The following is a 17922-nucleotide window of genomic DNA, read 5'->3' on the forward strand; positions in this document are numbered from 1 at the left end:
TTGTCTCCTTTTATCTTTTTTTCTTTTGATAAGGGGTATTTTCTAAAGGCAGACTTGGTCGGAGCTGACCATCCAAGGCAAAATATGCGCCTGCTAAAGCTGGTGCGGTAGGGATCGTTGCTAACTCACCTACGCCTTTAATTCCATAAGCTAAACCTTCGTGAAGATTGTCAGCATGAACCAAAATTGTTTCAATTGGTGGTACTTGAGTGGCGTTCACTAATCCTAGCGTTGCATATTTTGCTTTAACATAGCCTTCTTCTAAGGCAAATTTTTCAGTTAAAGCATACCCCATGCCCATCGCAATCCCACCTTCAATTTGACCTTCAGCAGCTCGTGGATTCACCACTTGCCCCATATCATACGCAGCCACAAATTTAGCTACTTTTCCTTTGTCATCTAGAATAGCTACTTCAGCAGCATAACCATAGCCAGCATGACTAACTGGACTTTTTTTATCATTAATTAATGGATCCGTTTTCGCTGAATATTCCCCATAAAATTCTTCACCTTCCAAATCACTTAAAGCACGTCCCATATCAAGCTCATACCGTAATTGCATTGCCGCTCTTCTAGTTGCTTCTCCTGTGAAGAGTGACTGCCTCGAAGCCGTTGTCGTTCCTGAATTGGGTGTTCTTCTTGTATCAGGGGCTTCCGCAACAATCATTTCTGGTGGTAAATTTAATGTTTCACAGGCAATTTGCGTCGTAACGGTTGCCATCCCTTGACCGATACAAGCAGCACTTGTGCGGACATGTATTTTTCCTTCTTCAACAGAAATAATACAACGCCCTGTATCAGGTAGCCCCACACCCACGCCACTATTTTTAAAGAAACTAGAAATTCCAGCAACTTCCGCTTGTTCATAGACGTCTTTAACCGCTAACAAGGCTTCTTTTAACGCCGCATTTTTCGAGACCAATTGTCCATTCGGTAAAGTATCTCCTGGGGCGACGGCATTTTTAAAGCGTATTTCCCATGGTGATAGTCCGACTTTTTCTGCTAACAAGTTTAAATTACTTTCAATTGCAAAAGCCGTTTGGCAAACACCAAATCCGCGAAATGCACCTGCTGGCGGATTATTAGTATATACAGCAAACCCTTCCACATCAATCGTTTGATACTTGTAGGGACCTGCCGCATGTGTACAAGCCCGTTGCAATACTGGTCCTCCTAAAGAAGCATAGGCCCCAGTATCCGCATAAATCACTGCTTTCATTGCAGTTAAATTGCCTTCTTCATCACAGCCGGTCGTAAAGTCCATTTCCATGCCATGGCGTTTGGGATGAACCATCAAACTTTCTTCACGGCTTAGCAGTACTTTTACTGGTTTCTTCAATAACCAAGCGGCTAAGGATGCATGATGCTGAACACTCATGTCTTCTTTTCCACCAAAACCACCACCAACAAGTTTTGATTGAACATGAATTTTTTCCTTGTCTAGTCCTAACATCCGAGCCACTTCCCGTTGTTCATCATAGATACTTTGACCCGCACTAAAGAGTAAAATGCCCTCACCTTCAGGCTGTGCAATCGCACACTCGGGTTCCATAAAGGCATGTTCGTTAATTGGTACGGAATAATGTTCTGTCACTACAAACGCAGAATTTGCTAACACTTCCTCTGCATTACCACGTACCAAGTGTTCATGAGACAAGATATTGCCCTTTTCATGAATAGCTGGTGCACCTTCTGCTAAAGCAGCTTCACAAGAAGTAAGCGGTATCATTTCTTCGTAATCAACTTCCACTAAATTTTTTATCTCTGGTAAGGTTTCTTTTCTTTTTGAAACAACGAGTGCCACTGCATCCCCAACATACCGTGTTATTTCACCTTCTGGAATCATTACATCCCAATCGGAAATAAATTCTAAATGACCAATTTTATTATTTCCTGGAACGTCTTTAGCTGTGAACACAGCCACACAGTCAGGATGCGCCAATGCTTGGGTACTATCGATTGATAGAACTTTTGCGCGAGGATAGGCACTCCGCAAAGCAGATGCATGAAGCATTCCTTCTATGTCAATGTCATCTACATAAATCCCTGTGCCTAAGGTTTTCTCCACTGCATCGACCCGTTGGAAGTCTTCCCCTAATTTACCATTTGAATGTTCTTCTGGAATGCTCGTTTCTTCACAAAACATTTTAGCAGCTAACTGAATGGCTTCTATTATTTTCACATATCCTGTACAACGACAAATGTTTCCTCGTAAAGCTTTCTGAATGTCTTCTTTTGTGGGTTCGGGTTTCTTGTTCAATAATCCTTGTGCCGAAATAACCATCCCAGGGATGCAATACCCGCACTGAACTGCACCCGTTTTTGCAAACGCATAGGCATAAACATCTTTTTGCCGTTGGCTTAAACCTTCGATTGTCGTGACTTCTTTACCAGCTAATTTTTCTAGAGTAAACAAACATGCTTTGGAAGCCTTTCCATTTACTAACACCGTACATGCACCGCAAGAGCCTTGGTTACAGCCATCTTTTGTTCCAGTTAGGCCCAGATCCTCCCGCAAAAAGTCCATTAATTTTTTGTTTGTTTCACAGGTTTCACTTTGACCATTTACAATAATTGAATACATTTCTTGCACCTCGATTTCTGATATAGTTTAGTGTTCAATCACCTAGATTATACCACAAATCTTCGTTCTAAAAATTATTTTTTAGCAAAAAAACTTTTTTGTTTAACTTGAAGGTCCTCATTATTGATAGCGCTGTTGAATTAATTCTCCCGCGATGCTAATCGCTAACTCTTCTGGTGTTTCGGCTGCAATATCTAAGCCAATTGGCATGAAAATTCTTTCAATTTCAGTCATTGTATAACCGACCTCTTTTAACCGTCGAACTTGTGAAGCAATTTTGTGTTTGCTCCCCATCACGCCAATATATTTGGCTGGTGTTTCCAATAACTGTTTGGCAACGATGAAATCAAAATTGTGTCCTCTGGTAATTACTATACCATAATCGTCCGCCGTTATTTCAATAAACGCAGCTAAATTTTCTAAAGGAATAACCCGTAGTTCCTCAGCTTGTGGAAAAGCTTGTGCCGTCAAAAATTCTGGACGATCGTCCACTACAACGCAATAAAACGATAAATAGTTTAAAATAGGTACCAATGCGCGTGCGACATGACCACTTCCAAAAATATACACTTTCCCTACTTGGAGGATCGCTTCTGTTAAAAAAGTGATTTCCTCTTTTTGCTCACAATGGATACCTTTAGGTAGCAAACTTAATTCCCCCTCCCAAGAAGTGGAACCAATCAATTCGCCTGTTTCACTATAAAAGGATACTTTTCCTAAATTGTTTTGATCTAGTTCAGTCATTAACCAACCTTGTTGATTATTTTGAAAATGCGTTTCTAAGGACTCACACAACTCTTTTAAAAATGGCGTTTCCCATGAAAGATAATGGAAAAAAATCGTGACATTTCCGCCACAGACCATGCCTAAATCAGCAATATTATTCGGGGCTAAAATAAATTGACGTTGTGCATTTTCTTTCTCAATAAGTAGCTTTTTTGCCACTTGTTCAGCCTGAAATTCAACCGCGCCACCACCAACAGTTCCGGCTATTCTACCTTCGACGGAAACCAGCATTCTAGCCCCTTGACTTCGTGGTGTGGATCCTGAATTTGTACCAATCGTTAATAACATCGTGTCTTGCTTTTCCAATATTGCCTGTTTCAAACGCTGAAATACTTCTCTCATTTCAGTTCCTCCGATACTACATCCTGTTCTTTAAATATTTCTTCAAAGCATGCCTCTACCTGTTGATACACTTTTTTCTCAAATAAAAGATATTGATCAATCAACTCTTTTCCTTGATCCGTAACAATTGACCCGCCACCATTACAACCGCCAACGCTTTTGATAATTAATGGAAAAGATAGCTCTTCTTCAGCTACCCGCACAATCCGCCATGCCTTATTATAAGACATTTTCATCTCTTTTGCCGCTAAGTTTAGTGACCCAGTTTGCTGAATTTTTTGTAAAACTTCGACAACGCCAGGACCAAAAAAGTTCCGATCTGTTTTTAATTTTAAGTTTAGGGAATACGTAAACATCTTCTCCTCCTTTATTCGTTCATTTTTTTATAGATAACGTAAGGGAAAAAGGATACGAAAGCTTACTCACTTTCGTATCAAAAAAAGCAATCTTCACTCAAGTGCTACACGCTTTTTTGGTTTTAAAATGACATTTAAAAGGACTGCTACCAAAGTGGTTAAGATAACTTCCGAATTACCGAAAATCGTTGTTACCCAAGTTGGAAAACCAGCTAAGCTTCCAGTAGACAATGTGACACCAATTCCAAATGCTAGAGCTGTTCCGACAACCCCAGTATTTCGAGGAGTCATTTCCTGCGAAGCAATCATCCGAATACCTGTCATAGAAATAGAAGCAAAAACTGAAATCGTTGCACCACCAATTACCGCGTAAGGAATCGTAGTTAATAACGCAGCTACTTTCGGAACAAAACCAGCAATTAATAATATAACTGAAGCGAAAACCAGAACATATTTATTAATCACTTTTGTTACCGTAACCAGACCAACATTTTGTCCAAAAGTTGCCACTGGGATTGATCCAAATAAACTGCCAATAAAGTTAGTGAAACCACTCCCCATAATTCCGCCAGATAATTCTTCATCCGTTGCATCCCGATCCATTGCCCCAACCGTTGTTGCTGTAAATTGACCGATGGCTTGAACAGCATCAACAATAAACATCACCACAAGCGTAAAGATTGGTACCAATTGAAAATCCAGTCCAAAGTGAAACGGGGTAATTACCTGAACGATTTTAGCATTTTGAACTGGCTCAAAACTAACCATCCCTAAAGCTAAAGAAATCAAATAGCCAATAACCATTCCGTTTAAAATTGCTGATAACTTCAAAAATCCTTTTGCAAAATAATTGAAGTAAAAGACAATCGCAAAGGTTAATAATGCAACTAACCAATTCCGGGCTGAACCAAAATCAGCACTACCAGCTCCTCCTGCCATATACTTAATCGCAACAGGAAACAGGGATAGGCCAATACTTAAAATAACCGTTCCTGTTACTAAAGGCGGAAACAACACACGGATTTTTTTAATGAACAAACCAACAATAATAACAAGAATACTGCCAACTAATTGGGAACCAAAAATTGCTGCAATTCCAAAATCAGCTCCGATGGCCATCAAAATCGGTACATACGCAAAACTTGCCCCCATCATAACTGGTAACCGTGAACCCACTTTTCCAAAAATAGGGAAAAGTTGAATTAACGTTGCAACTGCTGAAAAAATCAATGATGTTTGAATCAAAATAGTCGTATCACTAGGACTTAATTGGCAAACTTTGGCAATCATAATTCCCGGTGTGACAATCCCTACTACTGCTGCGACAACGTGTTGCAATCCCATCGGAATTGCTTCAGAAATTGATAGTTTCGCATCATATTCAAATAATGCTTGCTCTTTTTTTTCATTCATAGGATCGTTTCCTTCTTCTTTTTATTCTAAAAGGATTGTTCCCCTCAATCAGTAAAGAATGCAATCCTTTTTCCCTCAGAAACATCTTAAAAATTATCCTTTGACAGCAACTGCTTCAATTTCAAATAAACCATCTTTTGGCAACTTGGCTACTTCTACACAAGAACGTGCAGGCAAAACTTCTGAAAAGTAATTCCCATAGATTTCGTTAATTTTGCTAAAATCAGACATATGTTGTAAAAACACCGTTGTTTTCACAACATTATCATAGGTCATCTCGACCTCTTTTAAAATCGAACCTAAATTGATAAAGGCTTGTTTTGCTTGTTCTTCCACTGTAGCCTTCATTTCGCCCGATTGCGGATCTAATCCTAGTTGTCCAGAAATGTACAACGTATTTCCCGCTAAGACAGAATGTGAATAAGGTCCTACAGCAGCTGGTGCCTGTGCAGAATTAATCATTTTGTTTGTCATCGTTTTCCTCCATTCTATGATTCTTTATTTTCAATTAAAGTCCCTGTTTTTCCAGATAATCCTTCTTTGGCTTTTTCTAATAACGTAATCAATGTTTTTCGACCTGGCTTAGATTCAGCAAACTTAATCGCTGCTTCAACTTTTGGTAACATTGAACCTGGAGCAAACTGACCTTCTTGCGCATATTGTTTCATTTTTTCTGTTGAAACATTCCCTAAGGCTTCTTGATTTTCTTTACCAAAATTAATACAAACTTTTTCAACTGCTGTTAAAATCACGAGCAGATCAGCATCCACTTGTTCAGCCAGTCGTTCACTACAAAAATCTTTGTCGATGACTGCATTGACACCTTTTAGTCGGTTCCCTTCTTGAATGACTGGGATGCCACCACCGCCGCCAGCAATGACTGTTTGGCCAGTATCAACCAATGTTTGAATCGTGAGAAGTTCGACAATATTTTTTGGTTTAGGAGAAGCGACGACTTGGCGATAACCACGGCCAGCATCTTCCATCACTTGTATATTTTTTTCTTTGACTAATTGTTCTGCTTCTTCTTTTGTCATGAAGCGACCAATTGGTTTCGTTGGTTTTTTGAACGCCGGATCATTTTCATCCACGACCACTTGAGTGACTATGGTGGTGACGGCTTTACTTATATTTCGCTGACGCAACTCTTCTTGTAGCGCATTCTCTAAATCATAGCCAATGTAACTTTGACTCATGGCTACGCACATGGATAACGGAACAACTGGATATTGTGGATTATTAAAGGAAAATTCTTCCATAGCTAATTGAATCATCCCCACTTGAGGACCATTGCCATGAGATAAAATAACTTCATATCCTGCTTCAATCAAATCTGCAATCGCTTTGGAGGTCTGTTTTACGGCAGTCATCTGCTCCGTCAAATTATTTCCTAAAGCATTGCCACCTAAAGCTACTACGACGCGTTTGCCCATTGCTTCACCTCATTTTCTGTTTTATAAAAAGGACGATGCTTTTTCTTTTTCACAACGAGTTTTCGTATTAACTGTCTGTTGTCGTTGCATGAAGTCAACGCACATGACTAAGCGTTCTTGACTCGAGACAATCACACATTCATGAATAGACTTGGGAAGGTCTTATTTGTTCATGTTGAAGAGGCAACTTCTAATGATTCATTGTGTAAAGAAAAAGCATCTGTCTTCATGCCAAATTCATTATTTTACTTCTCTTGGTGTCGCTTTATCCGCTAAGTCTGTTAAGGTTTTTTGCGGATTTTTTACTTTACTTAAGAAAATCATAGCCGCAATAACATACGGTTTGTAGCTAGCTTCTTTGTAAAGTTCGACCCGATAACGATCGAAAACAGAAGCTTCCACTTCGCCTTCTTCACAACTTACACCAGTAATATCAGCTGGTAGACAATGCATATACAAAGCTTTGCCGTCTTTCGTTGTTTTCATCAATTCTTCTGTACATTCCCAATCTTTGTGCTTTTTATTTTGAGAAAGTAATTCTTGTTCTAATTGATCAATTCCTGCTTGGTCACCATTGCCATATAATTCAGTTCGCTTTTCCATTGCCGCAAAAGGTGCCCAGCTTTTCGGATAAACAACATCCGCATCTTTGAATGCTTCTGCCATACTATTCGTTTTAGTAAAGTTTCCACCAAATTCTGCCGCATTTTTCTTCGCAACTTCTTCTACTTCTGGCATAATTTCATAACCTTCTGGATGTGCTAAGACGACATCCATTCCTAAACGGGTCATTAGACCAACAATTCCTTGAGGAACAGATAATGGTTTTCCATAAGATGGTGAATACGCCCAAGTCATGGCAACTTTTTTCCCTTTCAGGTTTTCAATGCCACCAAATTCATGAATTAAATGCAACGCATCCGCCATTGCTTGCGTCGGATGGTCAATATCACATTGTAAATTCACTAACGTTGGGCGCTGTTCCAATACCCCATCTTTATATCCTTCTTGGACAGATTCTGATACTTCGTGCATGTAAGCATTGCCTTTACCAATGTACATGTCATCACGAATACCAATGATATCAGCCATAAAAGAAATCATGTTTGCTGTCTCACGAACAGTTTCTCCGTGAGAAATTTGACTTTTTCCTTCGTCTAAATCTTGAACTTCTAAGCCCAAAAGATTACACGCTGAAGCGAAACTAAAACGTGTTCTTGTAGAGTTGTCGCGGAATAAAGAAATCCCCAAGCCACTATCAAAGATTTTAGTTGAAATATTATTTTCTCTTAAATAGCGTAATGTATCGGCAACTGTGAAAACAGCTTCTAATTCATCTCTTGTTTTTTCCCAAGTTAGGAAAAAGTCATTTTCGTACATTTTTTCAAATTCTAATTTATCTAATTTCTCAATATATTCTTTAAACGTTTCCATTCCATCTGCTCCTTTTTTCTTGTCTAATAATCCTTTACTTAACCACAATAGACCGTTGGTAATGCCGCATAAACGGCTGCACAACGAACCAAATCATCTTTCCAAGTTTTTTCATTTGGTGCATGTGCTTGTGCTTCGGCCCCTGGCCCGAAACCAATACAAGGAATGCCATTACGTCCCATAATTGAAACGCCATTTGTTGAGAAGGTCCACTTATCTAACAATGGGCGTTCTTCACGCATTTCCACTGTTTCTACAGAGCCTTTCCGTGTTTCTCCATAGAGATTTTTATGCGTTTCCATCAAGGCTTTTGTTACATCATGATTTTCTGGAATTACCCACGTTGGGAAATAACATTCAATTTCATAAGTTAAATCCGTATAAGAAGGACGATCATAGTTGTACATTGAAACCGTCACATCATCTCCATATTTTTTAACAGCTGGTAAATTGCGAATTTCTTCTAAACAACTTTCCCAAGTTTCTCCAGCAGTCATTCGACGGTCTAGTGAAACGGTACAGCCATCCGCAACAGCACACCGACTTGGTGAAGAATGGAAAATTTGCGAAACAGTCACCGTACCACGTCCTAAGAAACGGGCTTCTTGCCACTCTGGATTGTACTTAGGATCTAACATACGAACTAAACCACGAATCGCTGTGCTTTCTGTATCTCCATTGTTGTTTAAGGCACGAACATCTTGTAAGATATCCGCCATTTTGTAAATGGCATTATCTCCACGTTCTGGTGCTGAGCCATGACACGAAACGCCTTTGACATCAACTTTAATTTCCATTCGGCCTCGTTGACCACGATAAATCCCACCATCTGTTGGCTCTGTTGAAACAACAAATTCTGGACGGATACCGTCTTCTTTGATAATGTACTGCCAACATAAGCCGTCACAGTCTTCTTCTTGGACAGTAACTGTTACTAAAGCAGTGTATTTTTCTGATAATAGACCTAAATCTTTCATGATTTTAGCGCCATAAATAGCCGAAACAATCCCGCCCTCTTGGTCAGACGTACCGCGACCACCGATCTCAGTTTCTGTTTCATAGCCATCGTAAGGATCAAATTTCCAGTTACTCATTTCACCAATTCCGACAGTATCCATGTGCCCATCAAAAGCAATTAATTTTTCACCAGACCCCATATAACCAAGTAAATTTCCTTGAGGATCAATGTCAATTTTATCGAAACCTAATTTTTCCATTTCGGCTTTTGCTCGCGCAATTTTGTTGCCTTCTTCTGCACTTTCTCCTGGAATTTTGACAAGGTCTCTTAAAAATTTGACCATATCTTCTCTGTAACCTTCTGCTGCTGCATTTACTGCATTAAAATCCATTCCTTTTACCTCCATAAAATTTTTTTATAATTGTCTGGATCAGTGTCCCCTTCGGTAGAAAACATTAAAACGTTTGACGTCTCATCCAGTTGCAATGCCTCACGTAATTCTTGATAGTCGGGATCTTGCATCACTGTAGCTACTAAGCCCATTGCTACTGCCCCAGATTCGCCTGATACAACTTGCGGATCCCCTTTTAATGGCGCGCCCAACATACGCATTCCTTTTTCAGAAACCCAATCTGGTGCTGAAACAAAGAAGGATGTATGATTTTTTAGAATATCAAAAGAAATCGTATTAGGTTCTCCACATGCTAGGCCAGCCATAATTGTCTGTAAATCACCATCGACAAAGCGAATTTCTCCGTCTTTTTTAATTGCTGATTGATATAAACAGTCAGCCGCCTGTGCCTCAACTACGACCATAATCGGTGGGTTTTCTGGAAAAGCATTAGCAAAATAACCAATCACCGCCCCAGCTAAACTGCCGACACCAGCTTGAACAAAAACATGACTAGGTCGTTCAGAGCCAAATTTTCTTAATTGTTGAGAGGCTTCTAACGCCATCGTTCCGTATCCTTGCATAATCCAAGTCGGATTTTTTTCATATCCGTCCCAAGCGGTGTCTTGAACCATGACACCGTTTTCAGTTTCTTCGGCCATTTTATTAGCCATTCGCACACATTCATCGTAATTAACTTCTTCGATTGTGACGGTTGCGCCTTCTTTTTCAATATTTTCTTTTCTCGTCTGTGTTGAACCCTTCGGCATGAGTACAACTGATTTTTGGCCTAATTTATTCGCAGCCCAAGCGACTCCTCGTCCATGGTTGCCATCAGTTGCTGTAAAAAACGTAGCTTGTCCAAAAGCTGATCGTAATTGATCAGAAGTTAATTCATCATATGTTAGTTCCGAAACATCTTTCTTTAATTTTTCGGCAATATAGTTAGCCATGGCAAACGAACCACCTAATACTTTAAAAGCATTTAAACCAAAGCGATAAGATTCATCTTTAACAAAGAAATCATTTAACCCCAGATACGCGGCCATATGATTCAATTCTGCTAATGGTGTTTCTGAATACTGTGGAAAACTTTTGTGAAAAGCCAAAGCTTTCTCAATTTTTTCTTTAGACATCAGAGGTAAGTACTTATCCTCCGTCTTCGGCATTTCATTTGCTGTCCATTTAATTTTTTCCAAAAATACTTCTCCTCCTTCTATTTTTAAGTTGCTTTACGAAAAACAAATTTTCCTTGATTTGCCAAGATGACTTGCCCAGCTTCAGCAACTTTTTGACCTCTTAAATAAACCATTCGAGCCTGTCCTTGTGTTTCAAATCCTTCATACGGCGTATAATCGACATTTTGTAACTGCGTTCTCGCAGCAATCACGCCGGTTGTTCTAGGATCCCAAACAACTAAATCGGCATCACTGCCTTCTTGCACCACACCTTTTTGTGGATACATCGAGAATTGTTTAGCAATATTTTCAGAAAGCAAAGCAACCATTTTTTCCAAGGTGATTTGGCCCTTCGCCACACCTTCCGTGTAAATTAATTCTGGTCTCGTTTCAACACCTGGCATCCCATTGGGAATTTTACTAAAATCATCTTTGCCAACTGTTTTTTGTCCGTGAAAATTAAAACTACAGTGATCTGTCGATATTGTATTGATTGCCCCCTCTTTAATCCCTTGCCACAAAGCCTGTTGATCCTCTCGTTTGCGTAGTGGCGGTGAGCAGACATATTTTGCTGCTTCAAAATTAGGCGCATCGTACAAGTGATCATCTAGTAAAAGATATTGAGGGCAAGTTTCTACATAAACTGATTGTCCTCTTTGACGAGCCCGTTCCACCGCTTCTAATGATCGTTTTGTGCTTAAATGCACAATATTAACCGGCAAATCAGCCATTTCCGCTATCATCAAATATCTTGCTACCGCTTCTGCTTCAACCGCCGCCGGTCTTGATAACGGATGATAGTGCGGGGTTAGCTTTCCTTGAGAAACATATGATTGGATTAATTCATCTACTAAATCACCATTTTCACAATGAACGCCTAACATTCCATTAACTTTTTTTATTTCCTTCATCGCTTCAAAAATTTCCGCATCTGTGGTCCGTAAGTTATCATAAGCCATATACATTTTGAAGGAAGTAATACCTGCAGCAACCATTTCCTGAATTTCAGCAGCTATCGTTGGTTTCCATTCAATCATGGACATATGGTAAGTATAATCACATGAACTCTTGCCTTCAGCCAATTGATTCCAAGTAGCTAAACAGTCTTTCAATGAGCCGCCTTTATTAGGTGTAGCCATATCAATAACCGTAGTCGTACCTTTGGCCACCGCCGCTTGGCTTCCAGTGGTAAAGTTATCCGCCGTACTTAACGAACCTTTGCCATTATTTAATTCCAGATGCGTATGCGCATCAATAAAGCCTGGTAATACATAACACCCCGTAACATCCTCAATCTGAGAATTTTCTACTGGTAAATTTGCCCCCATCTCTACAATTTGCTCGCCGTCAATTCGAATATCCAATTGACGACGATTATATGCAGATACGACGGTTCCACCTTTGAGCAGAATAGACATTTATTTATCCCCCAGTCGTAAATTTCCTTTTATGCTTGCATACAATAAGCATATTCTTCAATCATAGTTACCATTAATGCAATTAAATCTTCTGGTACATCTAATCCTTGATCTGTTAATTGAATTGTTGACACCGTTCCCCATAGACGCAGTAAACAAATTTTATCCACAGGATTTTGAACATAGAAACCTGAATTAGTACTGTCATAAAAATCAGCTTCACTATTAAATAAGGTAAATTTGTCTTTGTAAGGGGCACTTGCATAAGGGCAAAATGTTTCACAGTTACCACATTCGTTACACATCCGATCAACATGGACAATTTGTGGTTTTCCTTCGACATACACAACAATATTTGCTCGGTTTGGACAGACATCCATACAAGATTCACAAATTGTGGAGCATTCTAAGCAACGACTAGCTTGACTACAAGACATCTCGTCTGTCACAAGGATACCCCGTTTGTTTCTAACAAATGCGACATCACTATTTAAATTATCTTTTTCATAGTGATGATTGTGGACAAGACAAATATTATTGGCCGCTTTGGTTGCATCAGCGATTGCTTCAACAATTGTGGCTGGTCCTAAATTAGCGTCACCAATGACATAGACGCCTGGTATATTTGTTTCCAATGTTTCTTGATTTGAAACGACTTTCCCATAGTTGTCCGTGTGAATGCCTAATGCTTGGTAAAACTCTGTATCTACTTTTTCACCAACAGCGGCAATCACTGTATCAGCAGGAATATCAATTATTTCTCCTGTACCAATCGGACGACGGCGTCCAGAAGCATCTCGTTCACCTAGGACCATTTTTTCACAAGTTAATTGTTGATTTTCATGTTTAATTGGCGAAAGTAATTCTAAAAAGTCAACGCCATCTTCTAAGGCTAAATAAAGTTCTTCTTCATCTGCTGGCATATTGCGTTTATTCCGACGATAAACCACTGAGACTTTTTTAACACCAGGTAATGTTGTGGCTGCACGAGCACAGTCCATAGCTGTATTTCCGCCACCAACGACGACAATCTGTTCTCCGTAAGGATTAATCGTTGGATTTTCTCGGTTTGCTTTTAAAAATTCTAACGAGTTCAATGCCCGACCAGATTCTAAACGAAGGACCCCATGTTTCCATGCACCAATGGCATAAATAACATTCGTATAGCCTTGGTTTTTCAATTCCGCCAATGATGGCGCCTCTTGTCCTGTACGGAATTCAGCTCCCATAAATTCCGCTAACTGAACGTCTTTTTGAACAGATTCCATAGAAATTCGAAATTCTGGTACAATCTGGCTACAAACGCCCCCAATTGTCTTGGATTTTTCAAACACAGTAACAGGCATGCCTTCACGTGCTAATAAATACCCAGCAGAGATCCCTGCAGGACCTCCACCCACAACAGCTGTTTTAGGTGCATTTTCTTTTGGCTGTGGCTTTTCTAGTGTCGTCAATAATTCATCATAAGCATGTTCAGCTGCTTCTAACTTCACTTCCCGAATATGAATAGATTCTTCATAAAATTGACGTGTACATTTAGTCATACAAGGATGTGCACAAATGGTTCCAGTAATAAAAGGCAATGGATTTTTATCGACAATTACTTGCAAGGCCTTTAAATAATTACCTTCACTTACATAACGAAGGTAAGCAGGAATATCCTGATTGATTGGACAACCACCGTCACTTCTACAAGGAGCAATATAACAATCTGTTAACGGAACTGTTTTTCTTAGTTTGGTACTTTCTGGTAATTTAATTGATTTTTGGTAACGTGCTTGTGTTTTAGCTTTCTCAACAACTTGAGCTAATTTATCCAAGTTGACATGAACCATCTGAGGATATTCTGCTGCGCTTAATACATTAGCAACTTGATTCATTCGTTGATAGCCACCAGGTTTCAACAGCGTCGTTGCCATAGTGATTGGCCAAATCCCAGCATCGAATATTTCTTTACTATTGAAAATATCTGCACCGCCAGAATAAGAAATTTGTAGTTTCCCATCAAATGCTTCTGATAATTTTTGTGCCAATGAAATACTAAGAGGAAATAGCGAACGTCCTGACATGTACATTTCATCACCAGGTAATTCATTTGCTGCAATCGTTACCGGGAAAGTGTTCGTAATTTTAACTCCGAAGCTTAGATTTTTACTATTAGCTAATAATTGCAGACGTTGTAACATCGGTACTGCTTCTTCAAATTGTAAATCTTCTTTAAAATGGTGATCGTCAAAAACCATATAATCAAACCCTAGCTCATCCATCGTTTGACGCGCATATTCATAACCTAACATGGTTGGATTACATTTAATAAAAGAATGGAGCCCTTTTTCACTTAATAAATAGGCCGCAATTCGTTCAATTTCGTCTGATGGACAACCGTGTAAAGTCGACAACGTAATAGAATGACAGACTTTAGGACTAATTGCTTCGATATATAAGTCATCTACTTTTTTAAAATAAGATAGATATTTTTTGGCAGCTGCTTGGCATTCCGCCCAAATCGGCGTTCCTTCTGCGTTCTGCATTTCGTTAATATAACGATCAATTTTTGGTGATTGAATCCCTGCCAAATCATAGCCAACACTCATATTAAAAATGAAACCATTCGGGTCACCTAGCTCGAACTCTTTACTAAGTAACTTCAAAACGAACCATGCTTTGACGTATTCATCATAAGCTTGGGGAACGCGCAATTCTGTGGACCACTCAACGTTGTAACATTCATCTGCTGCTGCGATACATGGTTTACTCACAGGTAAATCTTCTCCATCCAGTATCTGGACTGTCTTAACTTCAAAAAAACGAGAACCTGTTAAATAGGCCGCAATAATATTTTGTGCTAATTGTGTATGAGGACCTGCTGCTGGACCACAAGGGGTTTCCATTTTTTCTCCAAATAACGAAATCGTTTTTGTAGGATCCGCATGATAAAATTTACGAATGCCAAAAATTGTGCCATCTTGTTGATACTCACTAAAAATCCAATTTAATAAAGCCTCAATTGAGATGGGATGCATAATATCACTCATTAACGTCACTCCTTTTATTTATAATGAAAGCTATTGATTTACTCGTTTCCAGAAAGATTGTGCTTGCGTTTGCGCATCATGCCAAACTTTCTCTTCATCAATTCCTTGAACTTCACGATTACGCATCCGAATTTCTCCATTAATCACCGTGTCAGTGACCATCCCACCATTCATGCCGAATAAAATGTGCATGTTATAATTCTCTTTTGTCATTGGTGTCGGGCCATGATAATCAACAATAATGACGTCTGCTGCTGCATCAGGTTCTAAAACGCCTAGCTTTGTTTTAAAATAGCTATTAGCCATTTGCGGATTATTATCAAACAGCATTGTGGGAATTTCTGCCCAACCCGCATTTGGATCAGCTAAATGATGTTTGTGGATAACATTTCCTACCTTATAAGATTCCGTCACATCATTCGTATAACCATCTGTGCCAAGACCCATCAAAATACCATACTCATTAAACATGCGCATCGCAGGCGGGCAGCCGACCGCATTCCCCATATTCGACTCTGGATTCGTGACCACCATTGTGTCTGTATCTCTTAGTAATTCCATCTCATGAGGTCCAATATGGATGCAATGGCCTGCCATTGTCTGTTTTCCTAAAATTCCTAAATCAAATAATCGGTTCACAATCGGCTTCCCATATTTTTTCAAAGAATCATGAACATCGGCTAAATCCTCTGCAATATGAATATGATAACCAATCCCATCTGGCGTATTGGCTGCACATAATTCTAAAGAAGCATCTGATAAAGTAAATGCTGCATGCATACCCATCATCGCTTTTTGCATATCATCATTTCTTAAGGAACTGGCTTTAATAAAGGCGGCATTTTCTTGAACTGCTTCCCGCATTTTCTGCTCACCATCGCGATCAGAAACTTCATAACAAAGGCAGGTTCGAATCCCTAACTCGTCCGCTGCATTAGATAATTGGGTTAAACTCCCTGTAATTTCTCCGTAACTAGCATGATGATCAAAGACAGTTGTAACGCCGTTGCGAATACTATCTAAATAAGCAACCTTACCACTTTGATAAGTGTCTTCTAATGTCAAGGCACGATCAATTCGCCACCATTGATCTACCAAAATATCCATGAAATTTTTAGGATGATAATTCGTTAAACTTAACCCACGTGCAAAGGTACTATAAATATGATTGTGCATGTTAATAAAGCCTGGCATAATCACTCCACCTTTAGCATCAATAAATGTCGCTTCTGGATAAGCTTGTTTTAATTCTTCTGTCGTTCCGACTTGTTTCACAACTTGACCATCAATCGCCACACACCCATTTTCAAAAAAATGATTCTGCGCATCCCGAGTGATTAAACGCCCATTTCCAATTAATAACATGTATTCTCCTCCTATTTTCCAACCTATTCCCCACATGTAGCAAACGCTTACAAATCAATCGCTCAATCATTCACGAATATAGCTTGTCTATCTTTTCTAATCTATATTTCTACGAAAAGTATTTGAAGCGCTTGCATTTTTTTACTAACGAACTCATTAACTTGATTAAAGTATATCACCTTACCTTAAAAAAAACAATGCTACCTAAAAAATATTTTTTAGAATTTTGACAGCCGTTATCTTGTATTATTATTTTTATCATGCTATCATTATTTTTCAGAACAGGTAGTACGCGACATTAAAGGATTTAGCCCTGCCTATTCCATTTAAAAATATTATGTTAAATTTGACACAATCTTATAAAAACTGTTTGTGCCAGGCACATTAGAAAGGAGCTTATTTATGTTATCCGACGAAAAACTTACTTTTTTAACACAAATTGCTAAAGGTTTAGCTGGTCAATTTGGGGAAAACTGCGAAGTCGTTATCCACCAAATCAATGAAGACAATATTAACAATTCTATTGTTTCCATCGAAAATGGTCATGTCTCTTCTCGTCATCTGGGCGATGGACCTTCTCAAGTAGTCTTAGAAGCCTTAAAAAAAGACCCTAGTGAGTTGAATGATCATATTAACTATCTGACCCGCACCCATGATGGTCGTATTTTAAAATCTAGTACAATGTATTTTAAAGATGAGAATGGTCAACTCGATGGTATTTTTGCTATTAACTACGACATCACTACATTGATTGCTGCAGAGTCAAACTTAAAATCTTTGATTTCCACTGCAGAACCTGAAGAAGATAAAGACCCTGATTACATTCCTCAGGATGTTAATGAGTTGTTAGACGATTTAATTCACGAATCAGTCAAATTAGTTGGTAAGCCGGTCCCATTAATGACGAAGGACGATAAAATCAAGTGTATTCAATTTTTAAACAATAAAGGCGCCTTCTTAGTCACTAAATCTGGGGACAAAGTTTCTAACTTCTTCAATATTTCTAAATATACGCTATACAGTTATATTGATGCGAAATAAAAATGGAAATCGATGGACGATTTGTTGTTAAGACAAGTCGTCTATTCTCTTTTTTCCTTCACTATTCTACTTTTTCTAAAAGACTTTTTAAATAATAGTAAGAAAAAGTAAAAGGAATTAATTTTTTATTTTAGTTATGGTATGATAGATTGAGTTTAATTTAAAATAACGAAAAATTAAAGATATAG

13 protein-coding genes are annotated in these 17922 nt (G+C 38.9%); 1 reads left to right on the top strand and 12 read right to left on the bottom strand.

Annotation, left to right across the window (positions count from 1 at the left end; translation table 11 throughout):
• Positions 1-10: 10 nt before the first annotated feature.
• The 12 genes from xdh to ssnA all read right to left on the bottom strand — a co-directional run bounded on the left by xdh (position 11) and on the right by ssnA (position 16693).
• Positions 11-2584: a selenium-dependent xanthine dehydrogenase gene (gene xdh, locus IGJ37_RS09710; protein ID WP_174120847.1), complete on the bottom strand. Its 2574-nt coding sequence runs from the start codon at positions 2582-2584 to the stop codon at positions 11-13.
• Positions 2585-2704: 120 nt separating this feature from the next.
• The gene (locus tag IGJ37_RS09715; RefSeq protein ID WP_174120846.1) at positions 2705-3712 is read right to left on the bottom strand and encodes an XdhC family protein; all 1008 of its coding nucleotides are present in this window, start codon (positions 3710-3712) and stop codon (positions 2705-2707) included.
• Positions 3709-4068: a winged helix-turn-helix domain-containing protein gene (locus IGJ37_RS09720; RefSeq protein WP_002356595.1), complete on the bottom strand. Its 360-nt coding sequence runs from the start codon at positions 4066-4068 to the stop codon at positions 3709-3711. The genes IGJ37_RS09715 and IGJ37_RS09720 overlap by 4 nt, the downstream gene beginning before the upstream one ends.
• A gap of 93 nt (positions 4069-4161) precedes the next feature.
• A complete protein-coding gene (locus tag IGJ37_RS09725; RefSeq protein ID WP_002356594.1) occupies positions 4162-5481 on the bottom strand; it encodes a nucleobase:cation symporter-2 family protein in 1320 nt (439 codons plus the stop codon).
• Positions 5482-5574: 93 nt separating this feature from the next.
• Positions 5575-5955 carry a RidA family protein gene (locus tag IGJ37_RS09730; RefSeq protein ID WP_002356593.1) on the bottom strand — a complete coding sequence of 127 codons (381 nt, stop codon included), beginning with the start codon at positions 5953-5955 and terminating at the stop codon, positions 5575-5577.
• A gap of 14 nt (positions 5956-5969) precedes the next feature.
• A complete protein-coding gene (gene arcC / locus IGJ37_RS09735; protein ID WP_104659330.1) occupies positions 5970-6914 on the bottom strand; it encodes a carbamate kinase in 945 nt (314 codons plus the stop codon).
• Between the two features lie 240 nt (positions 6915-7154).
• Complete coding sequence (gene ygeW, locus IGJ37_RS09740) at positions 7155-8348, bottom strand: knotted carbamoyltransferase YgeW (RefSeq protein WP_002359643.1); 1194 nt, start codon at positions 8346-8348, stop codon at positions 7155-7157.
• Between the two features lie 38 nt (positions 8349-8386).
• Positions 8387-9712, bottom strand: a complete 1326-nt coding sequence (locus IGJ37_RS09745) for a YgeY family selenium metabolism-linked hydrolase (protein ID WP_002362247.1) — start codon at positions 9710-9712, stop codon at positions 8387-8389.
• Positions 9703-10896 (bottom strand): diaminopropionate ammonia-lyase, encoded by a 1194-nt coding sequence (gene dpaL / locus IGJ37_RS09750; protein WP_325815086.1) that lies wholly within the window; start codon positions 10894-10896, stop codon positions 9703-9705. Before dpaL ends, IGJ37_RS09745 begins: the two co-directional genes overlap by 10 nt.
• Before the next feature lie 23 nt (positions 10897-10919).
• Positions 10920-12293: a dihydropyrimidinase gene (gene hydA, locus IGJ37_RS09755; protein WP_252671565.1), complete on the bottom strand. Its 1374-nt coding sequence runs from the start codon at positions 12291-12293 to the stop codon at positions 10920-10922.
• Positions 12294-12322: 29 nt separating this feature from the next.
• On the bottom strand, positions 12323-15328 hold the full coding sequence (gene ygfK / locus IGJ37_RS09760) for a putative selenate reductase subunit YgfK (protein WP_252671564.1): 3006 nt from the start codon (positions 15326-15328) through the stop codon (positions 12323-12325).
• A gap of 30 nt (positions 15329-15358) precedes the next feature.
• Positions 15359-16693 carry a putative aminohydrolase SsnA gene (ssnA, locus tag IGJ37_RS09765; RefSeq protein ID WP_325815088.1) on the bottom strand — a complete coding sequence of 445 codons (1335 nt, stop codon included), beginning with the start codon at positions 16691-16693 and terminating at the stop codon, positions 15359-15361.
• A 402-nt stretch (positions 16694-17095) separates the two neighbouring features.
• On the opposite strand from ssnA, the gene IGJ37_RS09770 reads away from it, so the two are divergent.
• Entirely contained in the window at positions 17096-17734 is a 639-nt protein-coding gene (locus IGJ37_RS09770; protein WP_002381503.1) for a helix-turn-helix transcriptional regulator, read from the top strand.
• The last annotated feature ends 188 nt before the right edge of the window (positions 17735-17922 follow it).

The sequence above is a fragment of the Enterococcus sp. AZ104 genome, from assembly GCF_050546705.1.
Classification (GTDB): Bacteria; Bacillota; Bacilli; order Lactobacillales; family Enterococcaceae; genus Enterococcus; species Enterococcus faecalis.